Here is a 21,989-nt window from a genome sequence, read left to right on the forward strand (position 1 = left end):
GGCGGCAACGCGGCCCACGGATAACCCGGCATGAACCGGCCCATCCACGCCAGGGGACGCGCCAGCCGGCGCATCCTCTGCGTACTCGGCTGGCTGCTGCTCGGGTTCTCGGCGCTGACCGGTGCGCAGGAGCGCGCTCAGAAGATCGCCCTGGTCGACATGCAGCGCCTGCTCGACGAGGCGCCCCAGATGGCGGCAGCGAAGACCCGCCTGACCCGCGAATTCGCCGATCGCAATGCCGACTTGGTCCAGCAGCGCAGCCAGCTCGAACAGATGCAGCGCCGGCTGCGCGAACAGGGCGCCTCGATGCCGCAGGCCGACGCCGAACAGCTGGCCCGTGACATCGACGTGTTGCGCCGTGCGCTGGAACGCGCCCAGGATCGCCTGCGCGATGAGCTGGCGGCGCGCAACCGCGAGGAGCGCGACCGGGTCTGGCTGCAGCTGAACGATACCGTCGCGCAGTACGCGCGGGATGCGGGCATCGATCTGGTGCTGCCAACCCCGGTGCTGTACGCCAGCGCCCGGGTCGACATCACCGACCGCATTCTCGACCGGCTTCGCCAGCAGGCGCGCGAGGAGTCCCGATGAGTGCCCGCTTCCGCCTCGACGCGCTCGCCGAGCGCTTCGCGCTGGAGCTGCGCGGCGATCCCGCGCAGGAGATCACCGGCGTCGCCACGCTGGCCTGCGCCGAGCCGCACCAGCTGGGCTTCCTGGCCAACCCGAGCTATCGCAAGCAGCTGACGGAGAGCCGGGCAGGCGCCGTGGTGCTGGGCGCAGGCGACGCCGAGGGCTACGAGGGCAATGCGCTGATCAGCCGCAACCCCTACGCCGACTTTGCCCGCGTCGCTGCCCTGTTCGAGCAGCGCAGCCCGGCGCGTCCCGGGATCCACCCGACCGCATCGGTCGACGTCGAGGCACGCGTCGACCCCGGTGCCGAGATCGGCCCGCAGGTCAGCATCGGCGCGCGCAGCCGGATCGCTGCCGGAGTGCGCATCGGACCGGGCTGCGTGATCGGTGAGGACTGCGAGATCGGCGAGGGCTGCGAGCTGGTCGCCCGGGTCACCCTGGTCGCCCGCGTCCGGCTCGGCGTCCGCGTGCTGGTCCACCCCGGCGTCGTGCTGGGCGCCGACGGATTCGGCCTCGCCTTCGACGACGGCCACTGGCTGAAGGTGCCGCAGCTGGGCGGGGTGCGCATCGGCGACGACTGCGAGATCGGCGCCAACACCTGCATCGACCGCGGTGCGTTGGACGACACCGTCCTCGAGGAGGACGTCCGCCTCGACAACCTGATCCAGGTCGGCCACAACGTGCATATCGGCGCGCACACCGCGATCGCCGGCTGCACCGCCATTGCCGGGTCGACGCGGATCGGCCGATACTGTCTCATTGCCGGAGGCGTGGGCATCGCGGGCCACCTGAACATCGGCGACCGGGTACGGATCAATGCCATGGCCCTGGTCAGCCGCTCCCTGGAGGGTCCCGGCGAGTACGCCTCGGGCACTCCTATCCAGACCGCGCGTGCCTGGCGGCGCAGCGCAGCGCGCTTCCGCCAGCTTGACCAGCTGGCCCGCGCGATATCGAAACAGAACAAGGATCTACCCGATGACTGAGGCCCCTGCCGCGCTGACCCTCCCGGTCGACGTGACCCGCATCCAGCAGATGCTGCCGCACCGCTATCCCTTCCTGCTGGTCGACCGCGTCATCGAGCTCGAGCCGCACAAGCGGATCCGCGCGATCAAGAACGTGACCATCAACGAACCCTTCTTCCAGGGCCACTTCCCGGGCCACCCGGTGATGCCGGGCGTGCTGGTGGTCGAGGCCATGGCCCAGGCCGGCGGCCTGCTGTCCCAGCTCTCCGATGGCATCCCGAGCACCCAGCGCAACAAGCTGTTCTACCTGGTCAAGGTCGACAAGGCGCGCTTCTCGAAGATGGTGGTCCCGGGTGACCAGCTTGAACTCGAGGTGGAACTCAAACGCACCCTGCGCGGCATGGCCCAGTACGCCTGCACCGCTCGGGTGGAAGGTCGCGAGGTCGCCTGCGCCGAAATCCTCTGCGCCGAAGGAAAGAACGGATGATCCATCCCAGCGCCGTCATCGACCCCAAGGCCCGTATCGGCGAGAACGTCAGCATCGGCCCGTTCTGCATCATCGGTGCGGACGTCGAGATCGGCGCAGGCACCGAGATCGGCTCGCACGTCGTCATCGAGGGCCCGACCCGGATCGGCCGCGACAACCGCATCTTCGCCTTCAACGCCCTGGGTGGCGCGCCGCAGGACAAGAAGTACGCCGGCCAGCCCACCGAGCTGGTGATCGGCGACCGCAACCTGATCCGCGAGTACTGCACCTTCAACCGCGGCACCGTCGAGGACGCCGGCATCACCCGGATCGGCAACGACAACTGGATCATGGCCTACGTCCATGTCGCGCACGACGTGGTGGTCGGCAACCACTGCATCTTCGCCAATGCAGCCTCGCTGGCCGGGCATTGCCGGGTCGACGACTACGCCATCCTCGGCGGCTTCTCCCTGGTCCACCAGTTCTGCCAGGTCGGCGCCCACGCCTTCACTGCCATGGGCAGCGTGATCAACCGCGACGTGCCACCCTTCGTCACCGTCGCCGGTACCTATGCCGAGCCCCACGGTATCAACAGCGAAGGCCTCAAGCGTCGCGGCTTCGACCGCGAACGCATCTCGGCGATCAAGCGCGCCTACCGGACCATCTACAAGTCCGGCCTGCCCCTGGCCGAAGCCCGCATCCAGCTCGCCGAGGCCGCCAAGTCGGCCCCTGACGTGGCCATGATGCTCGACTTCATCGACCGCTCGCAGCGGTCGTTGGTGCGCTGAAGCCTGTGATTGGTGATTCGTGATTCGTGTTTCGAAAGAGCAAGCAGCCGCGAGCCGGTAGGCGGCCTGGCATGACAATCGGACCGCGGCGCCCAGGAGTGCCGTCTTGAACGAATCACCAATCACGAATCACCAATCACGGCGCGAAGCGCCAATCCGCATTGCGCTGATCGCCGGCGAAGCCTCCGGCGATCTGCTGGGCGCCGACCTTGCCACGGGACTGAGGCGTCTGCTGCCCTCGGTGGAACTGGTAGGCGTGGCCGGGCCGGCCATGCGCTCGGCCGGCGTCGAGGCCTGGGTCGACTGCGAGGAGCTGGCGGTGATGGGCCTGGCCGAGGTGCTCCGCCACCTGCCGCGGCTGCTGCGCCTGCGCCGCCGGCTGCGTCAGCGTCTGCTCGACTGGAAGCCCGACCTCGTGGTCGGCATCGACGCCCCGGACTTCAATCTGGGCCTCGAGCGCTGGCTCAAGCAGCGCGGCGTGGCCACCGCCCACTACGTCAGCCCCTCGGTATGGGCCTGGCGCGAGGGCCGGGTGGAGAAGATCGGTGCCAGCTGCGATCGCGTGCTCTGCCTGTTCCCGATGGAGCCCGACATCTACGCCCGCCACGCGATCGACGCGCGCTTCGTCGGCCACCCCCTCGCTTCGCGCTTCGCGATGGCGCCCGACCGGGCCGCTGCACGCCGCGCGCTGGGTCTGGCGCCCGACTCGCGCTGGCTGGCCGTGCTGCCGGGCAGCCGCCGCGGCGAGATCGGCCGCCTCAGCCGCCCCTTCCTCGAGGCTGCTGCCCTGTTCCGTCGCCAGGCACCCGAGTTGGGCGTGCTGGTGCCGATGACCGGCCCGCGCACCCGCGACGCCTTTGAACAGGCCCTGCGCGAAACCCTGTCTTCGGCGCCGCGCGAGGAGCGACCGGATCGCCCCTCGCAGGCCGAGCTGTGGTCGCTGCAGCGCAGCCTGCGTATCGTCGAGGGCCGCTCGCAGGGCGTGCTGGAGGCCGCCGAACTGGTCCTGCTCGCCTCGGGCACGGCGGCGCTCGAGGCGATGCTGGCCAAGCAGCCGATGGTCGTCGGCTACCGCATCGCGGCCCTGACGCATGCCCTGGTCATGGGCCTCGGGATGATGCGCACGACCCACTACAGCCTGCCCAACATCCTCGCCGGCCGCGAACTGGTGGCCGAACGCATGCAGGGCGACTGCACCCCGTCACGACTGGCCGAAGCCCTGCTTGCCCTGCACAGCGATCCGACCCGGCGCGCCGCGCTCGATCCCGAGTTCCGGCGCCTGCACGAGGCCCTGCGCGCGCCCGAGCCGGACGCCGCGGCCCGCGCCCTGCTGGACCCCCTGCCGACCGGCACATGCGCTACGTCGCCCTGACCCCCGACTCCGCGATCGCCGGCGTCGACGAGGCCGGCCGCGGCCCGCTGGCCGGCCCGCTGGTGGTAGCGGCGGTGATCCTCGACCCGCGGCGCACGCCTGCCGGGCTGGACGATTCCAAGAAGCTCACCGAAGCGCGCCGCGAGGCGCTCTACCAGCCCATCCTCGACAGCGCGCTGGCCCACTGCATCGTCTTCATCGCGCCCGAGGAGATCGACCGCCGCAATATCTTCCAGGCCACCCTGCACGGCATGCGCGAGTCTCTGCGCGGGCTGGCCGCGGCGCCCCGGCTGGCCCTGGTCGACGGCAACCGGATACCCGACGACCTGCCCTGCCCTGCCGAGTACCGGATCGGTGGCGATGCTCTGGAACCTGCGATCAGCGCCGCCTCGATCCTGGCCAAGGTCAGCCGCGACCGCGCCCTGATGGCCCTTCACCAGCAGTTCCCCCAATACGGTTTCGACCGGCACAAGGGCTACCCGACGCCCGCGCACCTCGATGCGCTGCGCCGCCACGGCCCCTGCGCGGTCCATCGCCGCAGTTTCGCCCCGGTGCGCGATGCGCTGCGCGCACCGCCGGAGCAGGCCGGGCTCGGTTTCTAGCCGGTAGACCTTCCCCGCGGCACGGCATGACTTCCGGCCTACATAGCCTGCCCCTTCACCGACGGACGGTCGGAAATCCGAACCCGGGCTTAAGGATCGGCCCTGCCTGAAGTCAAGGCATGACTTCCGGATGCGTCACACCGGGCAACTTTCCTCCATCGTGTTGCATCAGAGGTGCACAACACCACCTCGTCCATCCGAACCGGAGCAGCACCATGAGCCTTGCCATCCACGTCACCATGAACGAAGCGTCCCTGGCCCCGTTCCGCACGGCCTGGATCGAGGCCATCGCCGGGGTGGGCGAGTCGGAGAACGGCGCCCTGGTCGAGGCCGCCCGCCGACACGTCGGCGAGGCCCGGCAGCGCCGCCTGCCGCCCTTCCTGCAGTCGCACGTCGACAGCATCGACGACCTCATCCGCATGCTGGCCGACCGCAGCTGGCCGCTGCCGACGGGCATCCGCCGCGACCTCGAGGGCGCACTGGCCTACTTCGTTGACGAGAAGGACCTGATCCCCGACGACAACCCCAAGTTCGGCCTGCTCGACGACGCCATCGTGCTGGAGCTGGCGCTTTCCAGCCACGAGCACGAATGGCTGGCATGGCGCGAGTACGACCGCTTCCGCCGTGACTATCCCGAGCTTGGCCCGCTTGACCGCGGCAGCTGGATGTCACTGCGCCGCAACGAGCTGGATGCCGCGCTGCGCCACCGGCGCCGCATGCAGCAGCCAGGGCGCCAGCGCTACAGCGTCCGGCCGGACCTCGTGCCGTTCAACGTCAACTGACCGGCAGCCCCAGCCTCCCGCGCGACCTCCCCACGCGCGGGTATCCGGGCGGGCCGCCAGGGAAGGGCGGCCCGCCGGGGCATCGAGGCGAAGCGCCCGCGGCCAGTGCCGGCGCCGAGGCCCGCGGATCTGCGCCACGTCAAGCCTTGTCCCTCCCCTGCCCCGGGGCTACGCTGCAGGGCCAACGCGCCCGCTGCCATGTCCCCGCGCTTCGTCCATCTTCACCTGCACAGCGAGTACTCGCTGACCGACTCGACCATCCGCATCGCGGAGATGGTCAAGCGCTGCGCCCAGCAGGGGATGCCGGCCGTCGCGCTGACCGACCAGAGCAACCTCTTCGCCCTGGTCAAGTTCTTCAAGGCTTGCCTCAAGGCAGGGGTGAAGCCGATCGCCGGCGCCGACCTCTGGCTGGCCCTGCCCGAGCAGCCGCTCGGCCGCATCACCGTGCTCTGCCAGGACTACGCCGGCTACCTCAGCCTGTCGCGCCTGCTCAGCCGCGCCTGGCTGGAAGGCCATCAGGATGACCGGGTCGTGGTGAGGCCGGACTGGCTGCAGGCCCATGCCGAAGGCCTGATCCTGATCCTCGGCCGCGAGTCTCCCCTCGCCCGCCACTGCGCCGAGGGCCAGGACGCGGCCGCCCAGGCCCTGGTGCGCCAGTTCGGCCGTCAGTTCCCGCGCAGGCTGTACCTGGAGATCAGCCGCTGCGGCCGGCCGGGCGAAGAGGACTGGGTGCAGCAGGCCCTGGCCCTGGCCGATGCCCAGGACCTGCCGGTCATCGCCAGCAATGACGTGCGCTTCCTCGACCGCGAGGATTTCGAATCTCACGAGGCCCGGGTGTGCATCGCCGGCGGACGCGTGCTGGGCGACCCCAAGCGACCGCGCGAGTACAGCGCCGAGCAGTACCTGAAGTCGCCCGAGGAAATGGCCGAGCTGTTCGCCGACCTGCCGGAGGCACTGGAGAACACCGTCCAGCTGGCGATGCGCTGCAACCTCGACCTGCAGCTCGGCACCTACTACCTGCCCGAGTTCCCGGTGCCCGAGGGCCATACCCTAGACAGCTGGATCCGGCACAGCGCCCACGAGGGCCTGACCCAGCGGCTGTCACGACAGCCCTGCGCCGAGGGCCATGACGAGGCGAGCTACCGCAAGCGCCTCGACATCGAGCTCGACGTCATCCTGAAGATGGGCTTCCCCGGCTACTTCCTGATCGTCGCCGACTTCATCAACTGGGCCAAGCAGAACGACATACCGGTCGGTCCGGGACGCGGCTCGGGTGCCGGCTCGCTGGTCGCCTGGGCGCTCGGCATCACCGATCTTGATCCGATCCCCTACGACCTGCTGTTCGAGCGCTTCCTGAACCCCGAGCGCGTGTCGATGCCGGACTTCGACATCGACTTCTGCATGGATCGGCGCGACGAGGTGATCGACTACGTCGCGCGCAAGTACGGCCGCGACCACGTCAGCCAGATCATCACCTACGGCACCATGGCGGCCAAGGCGGTGATCCGCGACTGCGGCCGCGTGCTGGGGCATCCCTATGGCTTCGTCGACGGCATCGCCAAGCTGATTCCCAACACGCTCGGCATCTGCCTCGACGATGCACTGGGGCGCAGCGAGAAGGCGGCCAAGGACCAGGAGCTGTGTTCGGCCGAGCTGATCCAGCGCTACCGCGACGAGGACGACGTCCGCGAGCTGGTCGACCTTGCGCTCAAGCTGGAAGACCTCACCCGCAACGCCGGCAAGCACGCCGGCGGCGTGGTCATCGGCCCGAAGCCGCTGACCGAGTTCTGCCCGCTGTTCGCCGAAGAGGGCGGCAAGAACCCGGTCACCCAGTTCGACAAGGATGACGTCGAGTCGGTCGGCCTGGTGAAGTTCGACTTCCTCGGCCTGCGCACCCTGACCATCATCGACTGGGCGGTGAAGGCGATCAACCGGCGCCTCGCCCACGAAGGGAAGCCTGCGCTGGACATCACCCAGCTGCCGCTGGACGACCCGGCCACCTACAAGCTGTTTGCGCGCGGCGACACGGTGGCGGTGTTCCAGTTCGAATCACGCGGCATGCGCGAGCTGCTCAAGCGTGCCAAGCCCGATCGCTTCGAGGACATCATTGCGCTGGCCGCGCTGTTTCGTCCCGGCCCGCTGGGCTCGGGAATGGACCGCGAATGGTGTGACCGCAAGCACGGCGTCACCGAAGTCAGCTATCCGCACCCGCTTCTTGAACCGGTGCTTTCACCGACCTATGGCGTCATCGTCTACCAGGAACAGGTGATGCAGATCGCCCAGGTCCTGGCCGGCTACTCGCTGGGCGGTGCCGACCTGCTGCGCCGCGCGATGGGCAAGAAGAAGCCCGAGGAGATGGCCAAGGAGCGCGCCAAGTTCGAAAGCGGCTGCGCCGAGCGCGGCATCGCCCCGGACATCGCCACGCCGATCTTCGACCTGATGGAGAAGTTCGCCGAGTACGGCTTCAACAAGTCGCACTCGGCCGCCTATGCGCTGGTCGCCTACCAGACCGCCTGGCTGAAGCAGCACTATCCGGCCGAGTTCATGGCCGCGGTGTGCTCGTCCGACATGGACAACACCGACAAGGTGGTCGGCTTCCTGGCCGAGGTGAAGGCGCTCGGTCTCAAGGTGCTGCCGCCCGACGTCAACCATTCGACCTACATGTTCGAGGCGGTCGGCGACGGCGTACTGCGCTACGGCCTGGGCGCGGTGAAGGGCGTCGGCCGTGGCGCCGTCGAGTCGATCGTCGAGGAGCGTGAGCGCGGCGGCCCCTATCGCGACCTGCTCGATTTCTGCCGTCGGGTCGACGCCGGCAAGCTCAACAAGCGCGTGCTCGAGGCGCTGATCCAGGCCGGCGCGCTCGACGCCCTGGGCTGCAACCGCGCCTCGCTGCTGCTGCAGCTGCCCGAAGTGCTGCGCGCCACCGAACAGCTGGCCCGCGACCGCGCCGCCGGGCAGATCGACATTTTCGGCGGCAGCGCCACCCAGCCGATCCAGCTTGACCTGCCCGAATGCAAGGAAGCGCCGCTCGAGGTGGTGCTCAACGGCGAGCGCGAGACGCTGGGCTGGTACCTCTCGGGCCATCCGCTGGACGCCTGGCGCGAGCTGCTCGACCAGGTCGTCGGCTACCGGCTGGACCAGCTGGAGAAGGCCTACGCCGACAAGCGCGGCGCACGCTTCGAGGCCGCCCACATCCTGCTCGCAGGCCTGGTCACCGCGGTGCGCCTGCGCGGCGAAACCCAGGCCTTCGTCGCCCTGGAAGACGGCAACGGTCGAGTGGAGGCGGCGTTCTTTCGCGAGGCCTGCATGAACTACCGCCAGCTGCTGACCCGCGACCGCATCCTGCTCGTCGAGGGCGCGCTGCAGGAGGACGAGTTCAACGGTGGCTGGTCGCTCCGGGTCAAACACGCCTGGGACTTCCGCAGCGAGTGCGCCCGCCTCGCCCGCCGCCTCGACCTGCAGATCGACACCCGTGACCCGGCGGTGATGCCAAGGCTGGAGTCGCTGCTGGCCGAGTACCGGCCGGGCCACACCCCGCTGCGCCTCGACCTCACCACGCCGACCGCCCGCGGCAGCCTCGACGCCAACGGCCGCTTCGGCGTCCGTGCAGAGCCCGAGCTGCTGCACCGCCTGCGCGACCTGCCCGGCATCCAGGTCGGCCGCCTGCAGCTCTCCCGCCCCACCCCGCCCGAGCCCCAAGGGCAGCCGCAGCGCTAGCAACCTCCGAAAGCGCCAACCGTAGGGACATCGGTGGGCTACTACGCGCGCGAGCTTCGCATTCGCCCGAACGAACAAACCGGTGCGCCTTCTGTGGGAGCGCCCTTGGGCGCGACCGCGGAGTCCCGCTCTGGCCACGGTCTGTGGTGAGTCCGTGGCGCTGCGGTCGCGCCCAAGGGCGCTCTCACAGCCGGGTCTCGTTGAATTGCGGGAATGGGGTCGAAGGGGGCGGGATTCAGACGCGCCGGAAGGGCGCAAACCGGACCTGGCAGCGCCCTTGCGTGTAGGAGCCAGCTTGCTGGCGATCGTCCCGTCCGGGACGCCTGTCGCCAGCAAGCTGGCTCCTTGTACCTTGGATCCGGCTTCAGATTCGCCTATACCACCGGTCGATTTCCGGGGAAGCCGCTTGCTCCTTGGGGCAGCTTTGGCTGACCTCGTATGTAGAGCGGCTCCCCGCCCCATTTGCAGAGCACGAAGAGTGTCACGGGCCAAGAGCCGGCGTAACAAGGCTGTGCCGCAAGGGATTCGGGGTCGGGGAACCTGGGAGTCAGTCTACCCATGCATCTCTGAGTGACAAGGAGGTATCCCTGATGGATCAATCGCCGCGCAGCGCTTTTCTCTCGTTGGATATCGGCGCTGCCGAGCATGCTTTTTGTTTCGAGGACGGCAATACCAGCAAGGCTGGAAAGGTCGACAGCGCCCCCGAGGAAGTGCGCCGATTCATCGCTTCCAAGGTGCGAAAGGACAGGCCCCTTCGCGTCATCATGGAGGCGACTGGCATCTACTATCTGGATGCTGCGGTGATCGCCGCCGAGCTGGGCGCCGAGGTGTTCGTGGTCAACCCAAAGGCCGCCCACAACTTCGCCAAGGCCCTGCAGCAGCGCAGCAAGACCGATGCACTGGACGCCGCCATGCTGCTGGAATTCGTCAAGCGCATGCCGCTCAAGCGCTGGACTCCGCCGAGCCAAAGTCACTTGGCGCTGCGCTACTACGGCCGCTATCTCACCCAGCTCACCGAGGACTGTACGGCGGCCAAGAATCGGCTGCACGCGCTGTCCAGCACACAGGCCTGTCCCAAGGCACTGCGTACCGACATGCAGCGCGCTATCGCCGGCTTGGAACGGCGGATCGACCGCCTCCGAGGCGAGGCGGTGGAGCTGATCCGCGAGGATCCCGACCTGCAGTCCATGTTCGAGGCACTGATCTCGATGGTTGGGGTCGCAGAAACCAGCGCCGTCTCCCTGCTCGGTGAACTGGCCGTCCTGCCCCGCGATATGAGCGCCCGGGCCTGCGTATGCCATGCCGGCCTGGATGTCCGCGTATTCGAGTCAGGGTCCAGCCTGGCCAAGGCGCCGCGCATCACGCGCCACGGCAACAAGTATCTGCGCCGGGCACTGTTCCACCCTGCACTGGTTGCCGGCCGGCACGACCCCTACGCCCGCGCGTTCAAGGAGCGCTTGATCGCCCGCGGGAAAAAGAAGATGCAGGCAAACGTGGCGGTCATGAGAAAGCTGCTCACCGCTGCCTGGACCCTCGTCAAAAGCCCAGAAAAGTACGACGGGAGCAGGCTGTTCCCGAGCCAAGAAATCGCTTGACAGGGAACAGAGTGTCTACATTCGGGTTCTGCGGAAGGTCTTCTTTGCGCCTGTATCCGCCCGACAACCCGACCCGGGTCGCTCAATCCTTGGCGCAGGCCATCAGGTGTACATCGACGTACTCGCCTTCGCGCAGTGCGTAGCCACGGGCAGTCCCCTCGACAACGAAGCCCTCCGACTCGTACAGGGCCAGCGCGCCGGCGTTGTCCACATAACACTCGAGTTCGATGCGGCGCACGCCCAGCCAGCCGAAGCACTGCGCCTTGGCGGCCCGGACCAGGGCCCGGCCGACGCCCTGGCGGCGAGCATCCTCGCAGACCGCCATGCCGATATTGGCAACGTGCCGGCGGCGCGCGGCGGTGAACACCTCGATCCCGACCTGCCCAAGCAGCCGCCCCTCACGCAGCGCGACCAGGCTGGTGAAGTGGTCCGGCGGATTGCCGAGCCGCCGCTCCCAGAGCGTCAGCGAGGGATGCGGCAGCTGCAGGGTCGCCGCAAGGCAGCTCGGCTGCGCGTAGAGATCACGGATGGCCGGGATGTCGGCCGGTTCGCTGTGGCGGATCTGCAGGGTCAAGGCGGGCTCCCGAAGGATTGGAGAACGTTCGACCCGGCATCATCACCTCGCCGCGGGGGCGCCGGCAACGGCCCTGTGGCGCGGGCGGGAGGGTCGAGAAGACGTTCATAGGGTGCGGCTTGCCGCACCGGGCGTACCGTCCGAACGCCCATATCGGTGCGCCAAGGCACACCCTATAGGCCTTCGCCGGCCCCCAACGGTGCCCGACTGTGGGAGCGCCCTTGGGCGCGACCGCTGCGCCACGGATTCACCCCAGACCGCTGCCAGAGCGGAACTCCGCGGTCGCGCCCAAGGGCGTTCCCACAATTCGACTGCGGCAAGGCCTGCGTTGCGGCGCAAACCGAACCTTGCAGCGCCGTTGCTGTAGGAGCCAGCTTGCTGGCGATCGTCCCGTCCGTGGCGCCTATCGCCAGCAAGCTGGCTCCTACGTTCGGCTTTCGCGGAAGGTCCTCTTCGCGCCCGAGCCTGCCATCACCCCTTGCGCGGCGGTGGCGCGGGGCCGGGGGCGGCCTCGACGCGGTTGCGGCCGGCTTCCTTGGCCCGATAGAGGGCGGCATCGGCAAGCGCGACGAGGTCGGCATGCTCGGTCAGCGCCCCACCCGGGCGGGTCGAGGCGACGCCGATCGAGATCGTCGTGCCTCCCAGCTCGGCCTCGACCCCGGCACGCAGCGACTCGGCGAGTTCCAGGGCGACTTCCATGGTGGCGCCGGGCATCACCACCAGAAACTCCTCCCCTCCGTATCGGGCCACCAGGTCCTCGCTGCGCCGCATGCCGGTGCGCAGGAGGTCGGCCATGCGCCGGATCAGCTCGTCGCCGGCGAGATGGCCCTGGGTATCGTTGTAGTGCTTGAAGTGGTCGATATCGACCAGCAGCAGGGCCAGCGACCGGCCGCGCTGGACGCAGCGCTCCCAGGCGATGGGCAGGTACTCGTCGAGACGGCGCCGGTTGGCGATGCCGGTCAGGCCATCAAGATCGGCCATGGTTCGCAGCCGCCGGTTGGCTTCGGCCAGCTCTTCGGTCCGGCTGACCACCTGCTGCTCCAGCAGGGCGTTCTGCCGCGAGATCCGCCGGGTGCGGCCGCGAGCCGCGGCGCGCAGTGTGAGGGCGAGGCCGGCCAGAAACAGCAGCGCCGCGGCCAGACGGACGTCCGAGCGCTCGAACCAGCGCGGGTGCACCTGCAGCGTGTACGGCCTCATCCGCGAGATCCGTCCGGCGCTGTCGCGCGCCTCGACCTCCAGCGTGTAACGCCCGGGCGCCAGCCCGAAGTAGGTGTAGGCGTTGGACGGTTCCCAGTCCGAGAAACCGCTCTCCTGGCCAACCAGCCGGCCGCGATAGCGCATGGCTCCGGGCTGGTCCAGGTCGATCGCGGCGAAGCGGAAATAGGTCGCGCCGCCCGCCATCACGACCTCGGGCACCCCCTCGGGTGCCAGCGGCAGATGCCGGATGCCGCGACCGGCCTCCTCGACCCAGACCTCGCGCAGGCGCACCGGCGGCGCCCCCTGTGCGCCGGCCTCGCGCCCGGGGCGGTGGATCAGCAGGGCATGGTCGGAAACCAGCAGCAGCCCGTCACCGTGCAGCCGGGCGTCGAGGATGGCACCGCGCCGCAGGCGCCCGGCCGGATGCTCCTGCCAGCCCGATTCGCCGCGCTCGAGCACCCGGTAGTGGCTCCAGGCGAAGCGTGGCTCGCCCTCCTGCAGGAGAATCCGCAGCACCTCCTCGCGGCCGCGCAGGGCTTCGAGGCCATCCAGTTCGACTTGTTCGAACCCCGACTCGGGCGTGCCCTGCCAGAACCCGCGCGCGGTGCTGAGCAGCAGTTCCCCGTCGTCCATGCCGACCAGGCTGAGGCTGGCGACGGGGCCACAGGCCACCTGCAGGCGGACGTCCAGGCGCTCGCCCTGCCAGCTTCCACTCGCCGGATCGAGCGCGTAGCGCCAGAGCCCATGCCGCTCGCTGCCCGCCAGCACGCTGCCGTCGGGACGCTCGACCAGGCTGTTCAGCCTGACTGCGAGATCGGGCCGGGCAGCTGCGGACAGCGACGGACGCTCGCCGCCAAGATCGACGTGGCGCAGCCCGAACTCGGTGCCGACCAGCACCCGGCCGGGCGCCACCTGCGAGCGAACCAGCAGGCGCGGATAGCTGAAGCCCGGGCTCAGAGGCTGTGCCTGGTCCTGGTCGATCAGGACCAGCTTTCGCGCCCGGGCCAGCAGCGCTCGCCCGGCATCCAGCGGATGCAGGGCCTGGAGGCCGAATTCGGCCCAGCGCGTCCCGCCGAGCGTGACCGCGCGGTGCGGACCCGAGTCGTTCAGCGGGCGGGCGCCCGCGCTGCCCAGCAGCCACCAGCGATCCTTCCAGGCCGCGACCGCGGCCAGCGAGCCCTCGACCCCATGCTCTTCGCCGATCAGGGTCCAGGCGCTGGGCCAGCGCAGGTGGTAGACACCGCTATCGGAGGAGATCAGCAGGCCGCCCGAGCCGCTCTCGGCAATGCCGGAAAGAAATTCGTGCCCGAGCTGGAATCGCCGCGCGGCGGAGAGGTCGCCCTGGAGTTCGAACACACCTCCGTTTGCGGAGGCGAACCACAGCGTGCCATCGCTGCGCGCCAGCGAGGATTCAAGCGACGAAGGGGCCGGCATCGGCTCGGGCAGGACGATGGCCTCGGCCTCGCCCTCGCGGTTGAAGGCCCACCATTGTTCGTCGACGCCAAAGCCGAGCACCCGCCCGTCGGCAAGCGGCAGAAGGCCGAAGAGCAGTTCGCGAGGACCGGGCGCGGGACCCAGCGCCTGCCAGTCCTCCCCCTGACGCCGGCGCAGGCCCTCGCCGCGGAACTGCAGCCAGGTCTCACCGCCGACCCGGGCCATTGCCCCGAACCGGCCGGTATGCTTCCAGTGCCGCGTCGCGCCATCTTCCGGGCGCCAGCAGAACAGGTCGACCAGCGCCTTGAAGTAGACGCACTCCGGCGTCACCTGCAGGTCCCAGATGTCGGCGAACTCGCGTCCCGCCAGCGCCCCGGCAAATTCAGCGGTGAGATCGCGGTAGCTGACCGTGCCGGCGGCGTCGGTCTCGAGATAGCCGAAGGCGTTGTAGCCACCGACATAGATCCGACCGTCCTCGGCCACCGCCAGCGACCGCACAAGCTCGTGGTTGGGCAGACGCCACAGCCGCCAGCCCTCGCCGTCGAACTCCAGCACGCCCTCGGCATTGCCGATCCAGATCCGTCCGCTCGGGCCCTCGGCCACGGCATAGTGGCTGGGGTAGACGGGCAGGTCCGGCCGGTGCAGGGCGAAGGGCGGACTGCCCAGCGGCAACGGAGGCAGGGCCAGGGCCGCAATCGGCAGGCCCACCAGCAGCGCACACAGCGCCTGCCGGATCGGTCGAGGAATCGCCCGCGCGAACCCCCGCTGCCCCTGTTCGCTGGCCACTGCGTCCTCCGGGCCTGCCCTGGATTCCTCCCAACCTACCATCCGGAGGCGCCGGGACAAGCCCCCGGCCCGCCGCGATCGGTCAACGCGAGCACGGCCGGGGCGGCCCTTCGCATCGCCTGCAGGTCGACTGGGCGACGCTTTCCGGGCATGGATCTCCCGGGCCTCCGCCTCATTCTCTGTCTCCTGCTCGGCGCGGCCCTGCTGCCGGCCGGCCTCGCGCCCGCCCTGGGCGGGCCGCTGGCGGACTGGCGGTGGCAGGCGCGGTTGCTGCTGGTCTTCGCCCCGGACGCGACGCATCCCGATCTGCTGCGCCAGCGCGAGCTGGTGGCCGGCGCGGCCGCCGGCGCCCGCGAGCGCGAGCTGCTGGTGATCGAGGTGGCCGGCGACGAGGTCACCCCGGCGCCGGGCGGGACGGCACCCGCCGCGGCGGACCTGCGACGTCATTTCAGCGTCCCCGCCACGGACTTCGCCGTGCTTCTGGTCGGCAAGGATGGCGGCGTCAAGCAGCGCGCACAGTCAGCGCTCGAGGCCTGCGCGCTGTTCGCGCGGATCGACCTGATGCCCATGCGGCGCCGCGAATCGGGCGGGTCCGGCGGCGCCTGTCCGGAGCAGGCGACCGCGGATTGAGTGGCCGGGCGGGCAGGCGCCCGCCCGGCAGCCGGCTCAGTGGCGGTGGTTGCCCTTCGGGCAGTGGCAGACCGCGGTCGGTCCGTAGTTCAGTCCGAAGCTCTGCGCGGCGCGGTGGCGCTGCCAGTGGAAGGTCGGCGCCGGGGCCTCGCGGCCGCCGATCTCGGCCATGGTCGCGGTGTCGAACAGGCGGCCGTTGACCATCACGTGGGTGGTGTCGTCGGTATCGCGGATGTCCTCCAGCGGATTGCCGTCGACCACCACCAGATCGGCGCGCTTGCCGGGCTCCAGCGAGCCGAGTTGCTTGCCGAATCCGAGGTAGTCGGCACCGTCGATGGTCGCCGCGCGCAGGGCCTCGAAGTTGCTGAAGCCCCCCTGGACCAGCATCCAGGTCTCCCAGTGCGGGGCGAGGCCCTGCATCTGACCATGTCCGCCGACCTGGATCTTGACCCCTGCGTCGCGCAGCACCTTGGCCGCCCTGGCCACCTCGATGTGGTAGTAGTCCCAGTCCGGCGCGATCTCGCGGCGGATCGACTGCGCCGCCAGCGTCTCGCGCGGGAAGAAGCGGTTGAGCTTCTCGTCCTCGAAGACGTTGTCGCGCGAGTAGAACCAGCGCTCGCCGGAGAGCCCGCCGTAGCTGACCACCAGGGTCGGCGTGTTGCGCACGTCGGTCTGTGCCATCAGCTGGACGACGTCCTTGTACAGCGGCGCGATCGGCAGGTTGTGCTCGATGCCGGTGGCGCCGTCGAGCACCATCGGGATGTTGTGGAAGAAGGTGGCGCCGCCCTCCTCGACCACCAGCATCTCCAGCTCGCGGGCGGCCTGGTTGATCTGCTGGTGCTGGTTGCGCCGCGGCTGGTTGTAGCTCTTCACCGAGAAGGCGCCCAGCGCCTTCATCCGGCGCAGGTGCGAGCGGGCGTCATCCAGCGAATCGACCACCGCCTTGAAGTCGAAGTCAGCGCCGTAAAGGATGGTGCCGGTCGACATCACCCGCGGGCCGACCATTTCGCCGGTCTTGACCAGCTCGCTCTGCGAGAACACGAACTCGTTGCTCGCGCTCGGGTCGTGCATGGTGGTGACGCCGAAAGCGAGGTTGGCGTAGTAGGCCCAGTTCTGCTGCGGAATCACGCCGCCGCCGAAGTGCGCGGCATGGGCATGGGCATCGACGATGCCGGGGAAAACGGTCTTGCCCGAGACGTCGATCACCCGCGTGCCGTCCGGCACCCGGACCTCGCTGCGCGGTCCGACCGCGACGATCTCGTCGCCGGCCACCAGCACCACGCCGTCCTCGATCACCTCCTGGGTGTTCTCGGCATCGCGCATGGTGATCACCCGGCCGCCGACCAGGGCGACCCGGCCCTCGGGCTGGTAGACCGGCTGTGAGAGGCCCAGCTCGACGCCGCGCAGGTCGGCGGGTTTGGGCAGGGTCTTGGGCGCGTCCGGCAGGAAGGCGAAGGCGTCCTTCAGATCGCGGGTGTAGTACTGGTTGCCGACCGTCCAGTGCAGGCTGTCGGAGTCGCTCCAGTGCAGGTAGGAGCCGGCGTCGTGGCTGATCTTCGCCACCGGTACGGCCTTGCTGTCCTTGGACAGCTCGACGCTGCCGCCGGTCGCCGGCAGCGGCGCGACGTAGGCATTGAACAGCTCGCTGAAGGCAATCCAGCGGCCGTCCGGGCTGAGGCTGACCGCGTCCGGATACTTGAAGCTGAAGTGCTGACGCGGCTCCTCGCCGGCAAGGCCGACGCTCATCAGCTTGCGGCCGGATTCCTTGTTGGTGAAACTCCCGGTGAAGTAGAACACGCGATTGCCATCGGCATTGAACTGCGGATCGCGACCCTCGCGGGCGATGCGGGCCGGCGCTTTGGAGTCGCCGCGCAGCAGGTAGATGCCGGGGTCCTTGGCCCAGACCCGACCGGTCAGCTCGCTGCCCGAGGTCTTTGCATAGACCACGTCGCGGCCGTTGGGCGCGTAGCGCGGCCCGTAGAAATAGCCGCTGCCGGTCGGCAGCTCGCGCTCGCTGCCGCTGGCGAGATCGCGCTCGATCACGCGCACCAGGTCGGCATCGTTCCAGCGGGTGTAGACCAGCTTGCGGCCATCCGGGCTGAAGCTCGGCTGGTACTCGAAGTCCGCCGCCTGCGTGGTCAGCCGCTGCGGCTTGCCGCTGGGCATGGTTCGCGTCCACAGCTTGCCGACGGCGTGGAAGACCACGAGACGACCGTCCGGCGAGGTGGCGACGTCGCGGATCATCTTCGGCGCGAACACGCTGTCATCGAGCTTCTGCTCGAAGCGCAGCGGCTCGGCGACCTTCTGCTCGACCTCGGCGGTGAAGGGGATACGGCTGGCCTCGCCGGAGCCGGCATCGACCTTCCAGAAGCCGCCCTGGGCCCAGACCACCAGAGCTGAGCCGTCCGGCAGCCAGTCGTAGTTCGGATACGGCCCGAAGATCGCCCAGCCTTCCTGCTGGTCGTGGCTCATGCCGTCCCAGAGCGGACGCACCACGCCGGACTCGAGGTCGAGCAGGTGCAGCACCGACTTGTCGCGCACGCGCTTGACGAAGGCCAGGCTGCGGCCGTCCGGCGAGGGCTGCGGGCGCACCGCGCCGCCGGGCGAGCGGACCACGTCATCGACCTCGCCGCTCTCGCGATCGAGGCGGCGGATCGCATAGATCAGGCCGTGCGGATCCTTGTTGTACTGGAAGGACGGGCCGGGGCTGACGTCCTCGGAGAAGTAGACGTAGCGGCCGTCCGGGCTGACCGCCGGCTCGCCCTGGTCCTGCTGGTCGTTCTTCTGCTTGGTCAGCTGCAGGCCGGCGTGGCCGCCGGACACGTGGTACATCCAAAGCTCGCCGGCACCCGCCGAGCGCATGCCGGTGAAGTGCTTGCGGCCGATCAGGTACTCGCCGTCGGCGGTCCAGGCCGGATTGTTCAGCAGGCGGAAGTCCTCCTTGCTGACCTGCACCGGATTCTTGCCGTCGACGTCGATGCGCCAGAGGTTGTTGGCGCCGTCTCGGTCGGAGGTGAAGGCGACCTGCCGGCCGTCCGGAGAGAAGCGCGGCTGCACGTCGAAGACACGCCCCGAGGTCAGCCGCGTCGCCTTGCCGCCCTCGATCGGCAGCAGATAGAGGTCGCCCAACAGGTCGAACACGATGCGCCGGCCGTCCGGCGACACGTCGAGGTTCATCCAGGTGCCCTCGTCGGTGTCGAAGCGGATGGTCTTCGACGCGGCCAAGCTGGTCTCGACCGACCACTCGTCCTTCTTGTCATCCTTCTTCGCCGCCAGCGCGGCGGGCGGCAGGAGGGCGGCGGCAAGGGCAAGACAGAGCAGGCGCGGCGTCATGGACGAACTCCGGAGGGCAAAGCCTGCGAGGGTAACCCAAGCCGGCCGGCCGAACTTCATGCCCGCACCCTCGCTCCGCCCGGCCGACGGCTCGCTCCGTCGCGGGGAGGGAAGAGCGGGAAGAGCGGGAAGTGTTGGAACCGCCAAGGACGCGAAAGTGCGAATGCGGCAAGGGCATGCCCGAGGCGATCAGCGGCCGCCAGCCTGTGGGAGCGCCCTTGGGCGCGACCGCAGCGCCGGGATCTGCCCCGGTCCGCGGTGATCGGACAGCCGACGACGCTCGCGTTTGCACGGCGAGGTGTTCGATAGCAACCCGATTGAACAACGAGTTATGAGTCGGCTCGAAAAGCGACGCGAGGGGACCAGAGCGCGGCTTCAGCGCAGCAAGCTGCGCTCTACGACTCCCCTTTGCGCCTTTTGCGTCCTTTGCGGACCGCGTTGTCTGCTCTATTACGAGACCAACTGCGCATCGGGATGGCGGGTCGTCGGATTCGAACCAATGACCTGCGGATTGAGTCCGCTCTGCGAGACCAACTGCGGCGCGGTGGTGGGTCGTATTGGATTCGAACCAATGACCTACGGATTAAAAGTCCGCTGCTCTACCAACTGAGCTAACGACCCGGGAGCGCGCAAGGGGGCGAAGTGTAGTCATGACGGTGCCCGGGCTCAAGCGACGCGGCGTGAACGGGCGGCGCCGATCAGCCCGCGTCGACGTAGCGGGTGGGGTCCGCGGCGCCCGCGGCAGCAAAGCCTTCGGCGCGAAGGTGGCAGGCGTCACAGTGGCCGCAGGCGCGGCCCTCGGCATCGGCCCGATAGCAGCTAACGGTCGCGGCGAAGTCGACGCCCAGGCGCAGACCCTCACGGACGATGTCGGCCTTGGTCAGGTCGATCAGCGGGGCATGGATGCGCAGGCGGTGGCCCTCGACGCCGGCCTTGGTGGCGAGGTTGGCCAGCTGCTCGAAGGCGGCGATGAAAGCCGGCCGGCAATCGGGATAGCCCGAATAGTCGACCGCGTTGACCCCGCAGAACAGGTCATCGGCGCCGAGCACCTCGGCCCAGCCCAGCGCGACCGACAGCATGATGGTGTTGCGCGCCGGTACGTAGGTGACGGGAATGCCGGCGCCACCGGCCTCGGGCACCTCGATATCGTCGGTGAGCGCCGAGCCGCCAATGCTGCGCAGGTCGACATTGACCACCTTGTGCGCCACCGCGCCCAGCTGGGCCGCAACCCGGGCGGCGGCATCGAGCTCGGAGGTGTGGCGCTGCCCGTAGGAGACGCTGAGCGCGTGCAGGGCAAATCCCCGCTCGCGCGCCATGGCGAGCACCACGGCCGAATCCATGCCGCCGCTGACCAGTACCACCGCTTTCTTTGCGTTCTCGCTCATCTGTCCTGCTCAGCGTCCGGGCGACTCGCCCCAGAGGATCTTGTGCAGCTGCACCTGCATGCGCACCGCCAGCTTCGCGTCGAGGACCCACTGCGCCAGTTCGGCCGGCGGCAGCGACTCCCAGACCGGCGAGAACAGCACCTCGCAGCGCTCGGTCAGCCGGTGCTCGCCGAGCATGCCCACTGCCCAGTCGAAATCCGCGCGATCAGCCAGCACAAACTTCAGCTGATCGTGCTCGGTCAGCAGGGCGATGTTCTCCAGCCGGTTGCGGGCGATCTCGCCCGATCCCGGCGCCTTCAGGTCCATCACCCGGCTGACCCGCGGATCGACGGCGCCGATGTCCAGCGCACCCGAGGTCTCCAGCGACACTTCGTGACCGGCATCGCAGAGGGCCGTCAGCAGATCAAGGCAGCGTTTCTGCGCCAGCGGCTCGCCACCGGTGACGCAGACGTGCCTCGCGCCGTGCCGGGCGACCTCGGACAGGATGTCCTCGATGCTCCACCACTGTCCGCCCTGGAACGAGTAAGTGGTATCGCACCAGGTGCAGCGCAGTGGGCAGCCGGTCAGGCGCACGAACACGGTCGGCCAGCCGACGCTCCGCGACTCGCCCTGCAGCGAGCAGAAGATCTCGGTCAGCTTCAGCCGGCCCTCTGGGCCGGCGTGATTCGTGATGGGTGATTCGTGATTCGTCTTACTCATGGCAATTCGCGGCCGCAGGTCAATGTCATGGCCAGCGGCCTCAAAGCAAGCCTGTTGAGCGTTCGCTCAGCGTGGCGGCTCTTGGCTCTTGCGAATCACCAATCACCAATCACGAAACACGGCTCCCTACTGCCTCGCCTCCAGCCGCAGCGCGCGCAGACGGCCCTGGGCCAGACGCGAGACGGTGCTGTCGGGGTAGCGTTCGACCACCTGGTTGAGGGTGGCCTCGGCCTCGGCCCACTGGCGCAGTTCGTACTGGCAGTAGCCGACCTTGAGCAGCGCGTCCGGCGCCTTCAGGCTGTTCGGGAAGCGGTTGAGCAGGGTGCGGAAGGAGTCGAGGGCGATCTGGTAGTTCTGGGTGACGTAGTAGCTCTCGCCCAGCCAGTAGTGCGCGTTGGGGGCGAATTCGCCGTTCGGATAGGCGTTGAGGAAGCCCTGGAAGCGACGCGCAGCCTCGGCGTAGCGGCCTTCCTTCAGCGCATCGAAGGCCGACTCGTACATCCGGCGCTCGTCGGCGGGGTTGGCGATGCTCTCGGCCGCCGCGGCATCGCCACCGGCCACGCCCGCGGTCTGCGAGGGCACATCGAGCGGAGCGCGGACTTCGGGCTCTTCCATCAGCACCGGCGTCGGCGTGGTCACGTTAGGATCGGCCGGCCCGGCCAGCGGCTGGGCATTGTCCGGCATCGTCACGCCCTGCGGCGCGGCGGCGGGATCGGGCGCCAGCGGATTGCCCTCGATGCGGCCGATGCGGCTGTCTAGGTCGAGGTACTGGTCGCGCGAGCGCTTCTTAAGCGACTCGATCTCGAAGCTCTGCTGCTCGACGAGGCCGCGCAGCGACTGCACCTCGGTCTGCAGCTGTTTGATCCGGTTGAGCAGATCCAGCGTCTGCTCGCTGGCATTGCCCTGTGCCTGATCCTGCTCCAAGCGGGCGACCCGCTCGGCAAGGCTCAGGCGCGAACTTTGTGCCGACGCCGAAAAGGCAACGGCGGTCGCAAGGACCGCCGTGCCCAGGGTCAGCTTGCGCAGACCCGACCGCATCA

At 69.1% G+C, this 21,989-nt stretch carries 16 protein-coding genes and 1 tRNA gene; 10 read left to right on the plus strand and 7 right to left on the minus strand.

The genetic code is table 11. From position 1 onward, the window contains the following. Window positions 1–30: 30 nt before the first annotated feature. The 9 genes from M0G41_RS02955 (at window position 31) to M0G41_RS02995 (ending at window position 10,911) form a co-directional block, all read left to right on the plus strand. Window positions 31–588 (plus strand): OmpH/Skp family outer membrane protein, encoded by a 558-nt coding sequence (locus M0G41_RS02955; RefSeq protein WP_248204873.1) that lies wholly within the window; start codon window positions 31–33, stop codon window positions 586–588. Further along, a complete protein-coding gene (gene lpxD, locus M0G41_RS02960) occupies window positions 585–1,610 on the plus strand; it encodes a UDP-3-O-(3-hydroxymyristoyl)glucosamine N-acyltransferase (protein ID WP_248204875.1) in 1,026 nt (341 codons plus the stop codon). The genes M0G41_RS02955 and lpxD overlap by 4 nt, the downstream gene beginning before the upstream one ends. Continuing rightward, a complete protein-coding gene (gene fabZ, locus M0G41_RS02965) occupies window positions 1,603–2,076 on the plus strand; it encodes a 3-hydroxyacyl-ACP dehydratase FabZ (protein ID WP_248204878.1) in 474 nt (157 codons plus the stop codon). The genes lpxD and fabZ overlap by 8 nt, the downstream gene beginning before the upstream one ends. After that, window positions 2,073–2,843 (plus strand): acyl-ACP--UDP-N-acetylglucosamine O-acyltransferase, encoded by a 771-nt coding sequence (gene lpxA, locus M0G41_RS02970; RefSeq protein WP_248204880.1) that lies wholly within the window; start codon window positions 2,073–2,075, stop codon window positions 2,841–2,843. Before fabZ ends, lpxA begins: the two co-directional genes overlap by 4 nt. A 106-nt stretch (window positions 2,844–2,949) precedes the next feature. Then, window positions 2,950–4,215, plus strand: coding sequence for a lipid-A-disaccharide synthase (gene lpxB, locus M0G41_RS02975; protein ID WP_248204882.1), 1,266 nt, complete (start codon window positions 2,950–2,952; stop codon window positions 4,213–4,215). Beyond that, complete coding sequence (locus M0G41_RS02980; protein WP_248204883.1) at window positions 4,197–4,817, plus strand: ribonuclease HII; 621 nt, start codon at window positions 4,197–4,199, stop codon at window positions 4,815–4,817. Before lpxB ends, M0G41_RS02980 begins: the two co-directional genes overlap by 19 nt. A 215-nt stretch (window positions 4,818–5,032) precedes the next feature. Continuing rightward, window positions 5,033–5,599 carry a YkvA family protein gene (locus M0G41_RS02985; protein ID WP_248204885.1) on the plus strand — a complete coding sequence of 189 codons (567 nt, stop codon included), beginning with the start codon at window positions 5,033–5,035 and terminating at the stop codon, window positions 5,597–5,599. A gap of 198 nt (window positions 5,600–5,797) precedes the next feature. After that, window positions 5,798–9,316 (plus strand): DNA polymerase III subunit alpha, encoded by a 3,519-nt coding sequence (gene dnaE / locus M0G41_RS02990; protein WP_248204887.1) that lies wholly within the window; start codon window positions 5,798–5,800, stop codon window positions 9,314–9,316. Between the two features lie 590 nt (window positions 9,317–9,906). Beyond that, window positions 9,907–10,911 (plus strand): IS110 family RNA-guided transposase, encoded by a 1,005-nt coding sequence (locus M0G41_RS02995; protein WP_248204889.1) that lies wholly within the window; start codon window positions 9,907–9,909, stop codon window positions 10,909–10,911. A gap of 82 nt (window positions 10,912–10,993) precedes the next feature. On the opposite strand, the gene M0G41_RS03000 is transcribed toward M0G41_RS02995, so the two are convergent. Together M0G41_RS03000 and M0G41_RS18765 are read right to left on the minus strand one after the other, a co-directional pair. After that, window positions 10,994–11,485: a GNAT family N-acetyltransferase gene (locus M0G41_RS03000; RefSeq protein ID WP_248204891.1), complete on the minus strand. Its 492-nt coding sequence runs from the start codon at window positions 11,483–11,485 to the stop codon at window positions 10,994–10,996. A gap of 471 nt (window positions 11,486–11,956) precedes the next feature. After that, the gene (locus M0G41_RS18765; protein WP_248204893.1) at window positions 11,957–14,902 is read right to left on the minus strand and encodes a ligand-binding sensor domain-containing diguanylate cyclase; all 2,946 of its coding nucleotides are present in this window, start codon (window positions 14,900–14,902) and stop codon (window positions 11,957–11,959) included. Window positions 14,903–15,052: 150 nt separating this feature from the next. Between M0G41_RS18765 and M0G41_RS03010 the strand changes: the two genes are divergently transcribed. Continuing rightward, window positions 15,053–15,532, plus strand: a complete 480-nt coding sequence (locus M0G41_RS03010; RefSeq protein WP_248204894.1) for a DUF4174 domain-containing protein — start codon at window positions 15,053–15,055, stop codon at window positions 15,530–15,532. A 36-nt stretch (window positions 15,533–15,568) separates the two neighbouring features. Here the strand turns inward: M0G41_RS03010 and M0G41_RS03015 are convergent, their stop codons facing one another. The 5 genes from M0G41_RS03015 to ybgF all read right to left on the minus strand — a co-directional run bounded on the left by M0G41_RS03015 (window position 15,569) and on the right by ybgF (window position 21,987). Next, on the minus strand, window positions 15,569–18,865 hold the full coding sequence (locus M0G41_RS03015) for an amidohydrolase family protein (protein WP_248204897.1): 3,297 nt from the start codon (window positions 18,863–18,865) through the stop codon (window positions 15,569–15,571). Between the two features lie 545 nt (window positions 18,866–19,410). Further along, window positions 19,411–19,486 (minus strand) — tRNA-Lys (locus M0G41_RS03020). Window positions 19,487–19,563: 77 nt separating this feature from the next. After that, the gene (gene queC / locus M0G41_RS03025; RefSeq protein WP_248204899.1) at window positions 19,564–20,250 is read right to left on the minus strand and encodes a 7-cyano-7-deazaguanine synthase QueC; all 687 of its coding nucleotides are present in this window, start codon (window positions 20,248–20,250) and stop codon (window positions 19,564–19,566) included. Window positions 20,251–20,259: 9 nt separating this feature from the next. Beyond that, window positions 20,260–20,949 carry a 7-carboxy-7-deazaguanine synthase QueE gene (gene queE, locus M0G41_RS03030; RefSeq protein ID WP_248204901.1) on the minus strand — a complete coding sequence of 230 codons (690 nt, stop codon included), beginning with the start codon at window positions 20,947–20,949 and terminating at the stop codon, window positions 20,260–20,262. 126 nt (window positions 20,950–21,075) lie between these two features. After that, window positions 21,076–21,987 (minus strand): tol-pal system protein YbgF, encoded by a 912-nt coding sequence (gene ybgF / locus M0G41_RS03035; protein WP_248204904.1) that lies wholly within the window; start codon window positions 21,985–21,987, stop codon window positions 21,076–21,078. Window positions 21,988–21,989 lie beyond the last annotated feature (2 nt).

This window comes from Pseudomarimonas salicorniae (genome assembly GCF_023156535.1).
In the GTDB taxonomy this organism is placed as follows: Bacteria; Pseudomonadota; Gammaproteobacteria; order Xanthomonadales; family Xanthomonadaceae; genus Pseudomarimonas; species Pseudomarimonas salicorniae.

Coding starts and splice junctions, on each gene's coding strand:
- M0G41_RS02955 (WP_248204873.1), top strand. CDS start 31: ATGAACCGGCCCATCCACGCCAGGGGACGCGCCAGCCGGCGCATCCTC.
- lpxD (WP_248204875.1), top strand. CDS start 585: ATGAGTGCCCGCTTCCGCCTCGACGCGCTCGCCGAGCGCTTCGCGCTG.
- fabZ (WP_248204878.1), top strand. CDS start 1,603: ATGACTGAGGCCCCTGCCGCGCTGACCCTCCCGGTCGACGTGACCCGC.
- lpxA (WP_248204880.1), top strand. CDS start 2,073: ATGATCCATCCCAGCGCCGTCATCGACCCCAAGGCCCGTATCGGCGAG.
- M0G41_RS02980 (WP_248204883.1), top strand. CDS start 4,197: ATGCGCTACGTCGCCCTGACCCCCGACTCCGCGATCGCCGGCGTCGAC.
- M0G41_RS02985 (WP_248204885.1), top strand. CDS start 5,033: ATGAGCCTTGCCATCCACGTCACCATGAACGAAGCGTCCCTGGCCCCG.
- dnaE (WP_248204887.1), top strand. CDS start 5,798: ATGTCCCCGCGCTTCGTCCATCTTCACCTGCACAGCGAGTACTCGCTG.
- M0G41_RS02995 (WP_248204889.1), top strand. CDS start 9,907: ATGGATCAATCGCCGCGCAGCGCTTTTCTCTCGTTGGATATCGGCGCT.
- M0G41_RS03010 (WP_248204894.1), top strand. CDS start 15,053: ATGGATCTCCCGGGCCTCCGCCTCATTCTCTGTCTCCTGCTCGGCGCG.
- M0G41_RS03015 (WP_248204897.1), bottom strand. CDS start 18,865: ATGACGCCGCGCCTGCTCTGTCTTGCCCTTGCCGCCGCCCTCCTGCCG.
- queC (WP_248204899.1), bottom strand. CDS start 20,250: ATGAGCGAGAACGCAAAGAAAGCGGTGGTACTGGTCAGCGGCGGCATG.
- queE (WP_248204901.1), bottom strand. CDS start 20,949: ATGAGTAAGACGAATCACGAATCACCCATCACGAATCACGCCGGCCCA.
- ybgF (WP_248204904.1), bottom strand. CDS start 21,987: ATGCGGTCGGGTCTGCGCAAGCTGACCCTGGGCACGGCGGTCCTTGCG.